The sequence below is a fragment of the Rhodopseudomonas sp. genome (assembly GCF_048594845.1).
Classification (GTDB): Bacteria; Pseudomonadota; Alphaproteobacteria; order Rhizobiales; family Xanthobacteraceae; genus Rhodopseudomonas.
Genome location: NZ_JBMDXE010000072.1, coordinates 1 through 6,101, shown reverse-complemented (window position 1 = coordinate 6,101; position 6,101 = coordinate 1). Strand labels below are relative to the sequence as shown.

The 6,101-nt window shown below is 61.5% G+C and carries 7 protein-coding genes; 3 read left to right on the top strand and 4 right to left on the bottom strand.

Features of this window, described 5'->3' with window-relative positions:
* Positions 1-984, bottom strand: a 984-nt coding sequence (locus ACOJTD_RS03970) for an ABC transporter substrate-binding protein (protein WP_420131633.1), incomplete at its 3' end; no start/stop codon positions are given.
* Between the two features lie 484 nt (positions 985-1,468).
* On the opposite strand from ACOJTD_RS03970, the gene ACOJTD_RS03965 reads away from it, so the two are divergent.
* The 3 genes from ACOJTD_RS03965 to ACOJTD_RS03955 all read left to right on the top strand — a co-directional run bounded on the left by ACOJTD_RS03965 (position 1,469) and on the right by ACOJTD_RS03955 (position 3,755).
* Positions 1,469-2,956 carry a DEAD/DEAH box helicase gene (locus ACOJTD_RS03965; RefSeq protein ID WP_420131632.1) on the top strand — a complete coding sequence of 496 codons (1,488 nt, stop codon included), beginning with the start codon at positions 1,469-1,471 and terminating at the stop codon, positions 2,954-2,956.
* A 23-nt stretch (positions 2,957-2,979) separates the two neighbouring features.
* Positions 2,980-3,264, top strand: a complete 285-nt coding sequence (infA, locus tag ACOJTD_RS03960; protein WP_420131631.1) for a translation initiation factor IF-1 — start codon at positions 2,980-2,982, stop codon at positions 3,262-3,264.
* A 278-nt stretch (positions 3,265-3,542) separates the two neighbouring features.
* Positions 3,543-3,755, top strand: a complete 213-nt coding sequence (locus ACOJTD_RS03955) for a cold-shock protein (RefSeq protein ID WP_025588297.1) — start codon at positions 3,543-3,545, stop codon at positions 3,753-3,755.
* A gap of 130 nt (positions 3,756-3,885) precedes the next feature.
* Here ACOJTD_RS03955 and ACOJTD_RS03950 read toward each other — a convergent pair whose 3' ends face one another.
* The 3 genes from ACOJTD_RS03950 to ACOJTD_RS03940 all read right to left on the bottom strand — a co-directional run bounded on the left by ACOJTD_RS03950 (position 3,886) and on the right by ACOJTD_RS03940 (position 5,720).
* Entirely contained in the window at positions 3,886-4,506 is a 621-nt protein-coding gene (locus ACOJTD_RS03950; RefSeq protein WP_420131630.1) for a TadE/TadG family type IV pilus assembly protein, read from the bottom strand.
* An 8-nt stretch (positions 4,507-4,514) separates the two neighbouring features.
* Complete coding sequence (locus ACOJTD_RS03945; RefSeq protein WP_420131629.1) at positions 4,515-5,057, bottom strand: TadE/TadG family type IV pilus assembly protein; 543 nt, start codon at positions 5,055-5,057, stop codon at positions 4,515-4,517.
* A 174-nt stretch (positions 5,058-5,231) separates the two neighbouring features.
* Positions 5,232-5,720, bottom strand: a complete 489-nt coding sequence (locus tag ACOJTD_RS03940; RefSeq protein ID WP_420131628.1) for a pilus assembly protein N-terminal domain-containing protein — start codon at positions 5,718-5,720, stop codon at positions 5,232-5,234.
* Between the last annotated feature and the right edge of the window lie 381 nt (positions 5,721-6,101).

The window sequence follows — 6,101 nt, the reverse complement described above, 5'->3', positions numbered from 1 at the left end:
CGCCTCCATCGGGTCGTTGGTGACGCGCTTGTCGTTCTTGGTGAAGGTCTTCCACTTGGCGATGAACGCCTTGTTCTCCGGCGTGACGATCGACTGGAAGTAGTTCCAGGCGGCGAGGTGGCCAAGCAGCGGCTTGGTGTCGATGCCGGCGAGTTCTTCTTCACCGACCGAGAACGCGACGACCGGAATATCCGTCGCCTTGATGCCCTGGTTCGACAGCTCCTTATAGAACGGCACGTTGGCGTCGCCGTTGATGGTGGAGACGACGGCCGTCTTCTTGCCCGCCGAGCCGAACTTCTTGATGTCGGCCACGATCGTCTGCCAGTCGGCATGGCCGAACGGCGTGTAGTTGATCATGATGTCTTCCTGCTTGACGCCCTTCGACTTCAAGTAGGCTTCGAGGATCTTGTTGGTCGTGCGCGGATAGACGTAGTCGGTGCCGGCCAGCACCCAGCGCTTCACGCCCTCGTCCTTCATCCGGTAGTCGACGGCCGGGATCGCCTGCTGGTTCGGGGCCGCGCCGGTGTAGAAGACGTTCTTCTCGCTCTCCTCGCCCTCATACTGGACGGGATAGAACAGGATCGAGTTGAGCTCCTTGAACACCGGCAGCACCGACTTGCGTGACACCGAGGTCCAGCAGCCGAACACGACCGAAACCTTGTCCTTGGTGATCAGCTCGCGCGCCTTTTCGGCGAACAGCGGCCAGTTCGACGCCGGGTCGACCACAACCGCCTCCAGCTTCTTGCCGAGCACCCCGCCCTTCTTGTTCTGCTCGTCGATCAGGAACAGCACCGTATCCTTCAGCGTGGTTTCGCTGATCGCCATGGTGCCGGACAGAGAGTGCAGAACGCCGACCTTAATGGTGTCCTCAGCGGCCTTCGCGGACCCGAAGGCCGACAGGCCGAGGGTCAGACCCGCGGCGGCGGCCAGCCAGGCGCGCCGGCTTAATACCGTCTTCCTCGAAAACTTGGGTTCGATACGCATGCGGTTGTAATCTCCCTGGACGCAGAATGATGCTCGGCCCCACGGCCGTCTGCGGCGAAGGAATCGCAAGAAGCATGCCACGCAGGCATCCGCGTTTAACTGATTGATAAGGCCTCACAAAAAGGCATCATCCAAATCCTGCACTTTACGCAGCTGCACAATTTTTACGTCGCAAAAGTGCATGCATCCTGGACAAAATGCACAAAACAAAAGCAGTCGCCTGCTCTCTAACCAATTACTGCCTGCGGATGCCGGACCGAATGCGCAATTCGACCTTGAAAGCGCCGCTTTGATGTTCCATATGAGTTGCAAGACCTTGAGACTCTTCAGGTCGCCGCGAGCCGCGTGTTCTGATCCCCCTGCCCCTGAGTTCGGACAGCGGTTTCTGGCTCGTCTTTCAGCCGATTAGAGCCCACGCTCCAAACACGCGAGCGTCACGGTTTGTGCCTGCTCCCGACCAGAGCGTCGGGCGCCTGCTTTCACAATGGAAAGAACCCATCTTTTGACCACGTTTCAGGATTTCGGCCTCGCCGATCCCATCTCTCGTGCGCTTCAGGAAGAAAATTACCACACCCCGACGCCGATCCAGGCGCAGACAATTCCTCTCGCGATCACCGGCCGTGACGTCGTCGGCATCGCCCAGACCGGCACCGGCAAGACCGCTTCTTTCGCGCTGCCGATTCTGCATCGAATCCTCGAGAACCGCATCAAGCCGCAGCCGAAGAGCTGCCGCGTGCTGGTCCTCAGCCCGACCCGCGAACTGTCCGGCCAGATCCTCGACAGCTTCAACGCTTACGGCCGGCACATCCGCCTCAGTGCCACGCTGGCGATCGGCGGCGTGCCGATGGGCCGGCAGGTCCGCGCCCTGATGCAGGGCGTCGAAGTGCTGGTCGCCACTCCGGGTCGTCTGCTCGATCTGGTTCAGGGCAACGCCCTGAAGCTGTCGCATGTCGAATTCCTGGTGCTCGACGAAGCCGACCGCATGCTCGACATGGGCTTCATCAACGACATCCGGAAGATCGTCGCCAAGCTGCCGATCAAGCGCCAGACGCTGTTCTTCTCGGCCACCATGCCGAAGGACATCGCCGACCTCGCCGAGCAGATGCTGCGCGATCCGGCCCGCGTCGCCGTCACGCCGGTGTCGTCGACGGTGGAGCGCATCAATCAGCGCGTGATCCAGCTCGATCATTCAGCCAAGCCGGCGATGCTCGCGCAGATCCTGCAGGCGGACGGCGTCAATCAGGCGCTGGTCTTCACCCGCACCAAGCACGGTGCCGACAAGGTCGTGAAGGGGCTGCAGCGCGCCGGCATCTCGGCCGACGCGATCCACGGCAACAAGTCGCAGAACTATCGCGAGCGCGTGCTCGCTGCGTTCCGCACCGGTGAACTGCGCACGCTGGTGGCGACGGATATCGCCGCCCGCGGCATCGACGTCGACGGCGTCTCGCACGTCGTCAATTTCGACCTACCGAACATTCCCGAGACCTACGTCCATCGCATCGGCCGCACCGCGCGCGCCGGCGCGGACGGCACCGCGATCACGCTGGTGGCCGGCAGCGACGAGGCCGGCTATCTGCGCGACATCGAGAAGCTGATCAAGGTGGCGTTGCCGAAGGAAGACCACCGTACCCCCGGCGCCAAGCCCCCGCCTCCCGCGCAACAGCGCGGTGGTCACCGCAACGGCGGCCAGCCGCATCGCGGCCAGCGCAATGGCGGCGCGCCGCATCAGGCGCGCGGCGAAGCCGGCGCCAACGACCCGCGCCGTCCGCGCCGCGGCGGCAACCCGAACGCCGGACGCCCGGATGCCCGTCACGTCGACTCCCGGCATCCGGACGCCGGACGCCACGAATCCGCAGCCCGGCCGCAGCACGGCGGTCATGCGGGCGGTCATGGCGAGGGACTTCAGGGCGTCGCATTTTTGCAGCGCAAGAATCGTCCTGCTAAGACGACGACTCAACGACCGCAACGCTGATCAAGACCGATCTGGAGATCACGATGGCTAAAGAAGAGCTGATCCAGTTCGAAGGACTGGTGACCGAAATCCTTCCCGACGCGCGGTATCGTGTCCAGCTGGACGCCGGACACGAGATCGTTGCCTACACCGCAGGCAAAATGAAGAAGAACCGGATCAAGACGCTGGCCGGCGACCGGGTGACGATCGAGATGTCACCCTATGATCTGGAGAAGGGCCGCCTGATCTTCCGCCATAAGGACGAGCGTCCGGGCGGAGCGGGTGCGCCGCGCGGCGCCCCGCCGCGGGGTCAGTTACGGCGCAGGTAAGCCGCTGGACGGACACGACCACATGCGCTTTGCCGTTTCGCAGAGCGCGGTTTCCCAATGGATGCGAAACCCGCGCCTCCAAAAAATCCCGCATGTCAGGATTGTTTTGAGCGCAGGCTTCGCATAATATCTGTTAATCGATTTTCGGCCGGACGACATTAGCTACTACCGGTACAGCCGGTTCAGACGCTGACGACCCTTCCAAAAATTCGATGCCACCAGCCCGCCTGGCCACCAGATGGGCTCCGACCGTATCTATATTTAGAAGGGACTACCCCGTGAGCATGGGAACCGTGAAGTGGTTCAACGCGACCAAGGGCTACGGCTTCATCCAGCCGGATGATGGCGGCAACGACGTGTTCGTTCACATCAGCGCCGTCGAGCGCGCGGGCCTCGGCACGCTGCGTGAAGGCCAGAAGATCAGCTACGAAATCGTTGCCGATCGTCGCTCTGGCAAGTCGTCGGCCGACAACCTGCGTTCTGCCGGCTAAGCAGATCGTCCGGGACTAAGCTACCGAGGGCCGCGCTACAGCGCGGCCTTTTTAATTGGGGATAAGGAACGTCAGCCCCGGGCTGCCTTATGCAGCGTCACGCGGCGCCAGTTCGCCCCGCACTCACGGCTCAGAACGTCGGACAGCTCGAGGTGTCGTACAGTACACAGATCGACTGCCGCGGGCGCGTGTAGGACAAATCGCTCAGCGAGATTCCCCCCGGCGCCACCACGTAGCCGACAACGGGCTTATACTGATAGCTGACCTCACTCAGGATCATGTAGGTCTTCGTTACTTTAAGACCGTCAGGGATCGTGATCGTATCGCCCCGATTCCGGGTCGAATTGATGAGCGTTGTGGTGATGGTGGTCCCGTTTTGCGCGACGGTGGCAGATTTGCTCCACTGCACCTTCGCGACCCCGGCGTCGTTCACGTAGATCTCGGTGATCATCGCATTCACCGGATCGATCGGGTACGGGGACAACACGCCGTAGCTCGCCGCGAACACGTTCTTCAGATCGCTGTCGGTGACGGTTGTCGCCTGCGATGTCAGATCTGACAGCGTGCGCGCCACCAGCGTCACCTTGCGATCGACCGCGATGCCGGCAGATAGTTCGACGGTCGCGAAGAACGTCACCAGCATCAGCGGCACGATGAAGGCGAACTCGGTTGCCGCCAAGCCGCTGCGGTCGCGCAGCAGCAACCGCCAGGATCGCCCTGCCTTACGCCAGACCTTCGACAGCAGACTCATGGTCGATCCTAGTTATAGGGCTCGTTGCGGAACGCGGCGGTGGCGCTCAATAGTCGTTGGTTGCCGGCCAGATTGGAGATGTTGTAGCCGAGCCCGGTGACGAACAGCGGCCACTGATAGAACGCTCGAACGACAACGATCTGACCCGCGGTGCCAGGGCTGTACTGCATGTTGTTGACGAAGTTCTTGTTGGAATCGATCGGCTGCGTGATGCTAACCGTCGAGAAGTCGCTGCCGTAGCTGCGCACGTCGACATAGACACCGTTGCAGTCGAACAGGCTGGTGAGTTTGCCGCACAGCGCGGTCTTGAACTGAGACGAGGAATAGGACGCGGTCTGCGCCTGCCCGGTCAGGATCAACCTCGCCGAATCCTGCACGGCGGTCTCGAGCACCTGGCCCGCGAAGAACATGAAGGCCGTCTCGATGATCGCGAACAACAATCCGAAAAAGATCGGCGCCACGATCGCGAACTCGATTGCCGCCGAGCCGCGGCGACTGCAGCCGAACCGTCGCAGCAGCCTCGCGGGGCGCGCTCTCAACAACGAACTCATCGGCGAACTCTCGGCGTCTGACGGGTTTCCCTGTGGCGAAACCTAGTCAAAACTGATTGTGGAAGTGTTTCGCCGGATCGAGACAAAATCGATCGCGCCATTGAGGTTTGATTAACCACAGGCCGGCGGGTCCGACGGCCCGATGCCGTCGTCATCCACCGGCGCCGTGTTGCCTCAGTTCTTTGGAGCGGAGGCGCCGGTCGCCTGGTTGTTCAGCGTCCCGGCCTGATCGATCGTGGATTTGAAGTAGGTTTCGGAATCGCCGAGGGTGATCCGACGCTGACAGACCGGCATGCAGCTGTACGATTCGCGCTCCACCCCGCGATAGACCGTCACCACTTTATCCATCGGCCCTTCGACCTGAATCAGCCGGTCGGCGATCACCGATCCCTTACGGTCCATGGCGATCACGTTCGTGGCGCCGTAGCCCTTGCCGGTCACGACGACCATGCCGCCCGGCTGCATCGTGACGTCGGCAATCAATGGATTGCCCACCACCAGCGTGGAGATGTTCTGCGGCAGCCTGATCAGCTTGGCCTGATCGACATTGACGGAGATGGTCTCTTCCGTGCCCGCCGAGACGGTGGACGCCGAGGCCGCGGCAAGCACCAGGGAAGACATCACAAGCACCGCGCGTGCACCGCGCGTGGGTCTGGTCGACATACTGTACTCCGGGACATCAACAAGCCGGCCAAAGCAGATACGCAGCGGGGCCGGCGCCCGACATGGCAAATGTGCCGTTAATTGATGAATGAACCGCAAACACGCAGGCATCAATTCGAACGATCTGTCCGGTCCTGGTGCGTTTACGGGCGACGTGGAATATCAGCGGTAGCGGGCTGCAGAAATTGCTCAAATTTTCGATTAGTTTAATGCTGCATTCACTGTACTCAAGAAGTCGCCGTAGAAGCCATGTTTCAGCAATCGAATTAACTGCGCTGCAATTTCCAGCTCCTAGGTTCCCCACATGGTCGCGGTGCTGAGAACGCCGGCAAAGACCACACTTAGTTCGACAGCCACGGGCACATGGAGCTACTCTCAAAT

Coding starts and splice junctions, on each gene's coding strand:
- ACOJTD_RS03965 (WP_420131632.1), top strand. CDS start 1,469: ATGGAAAGAACCCATCTTTTGACCACGTTTCAGGATTTCGGCCTCGCC.
- infA (WP_420131631.1), top strand. CDS start 2,980: ATGGCTAAAGAAGAGCTGATCCAGTTCGAAGGACTGGTGACCGAAATC.
- ACOJTD_RS03950 (WP_420131630.1), bottom strand. CDS start 4,506: ATGAGTCTGCTGTCGAAGGTCTGGCGTAAGGCAGGGCGATCCTGGCGG.
- ACOJTD_RS03945 (WP_420131629.1), bottom strand. CDS start 5,057: ATGAGTTCGTTGTTGAGAGCGCGCCCCGCGAGGCTGCTGCGACGGTTC.
- ACOJTD_RS03940 (WP_420131628.1), bottom strand. CDS start 5,720: ATGTCGACCAGACCCACGCGCGGTGCACGCGCGGTGCTTGTGATGTCT.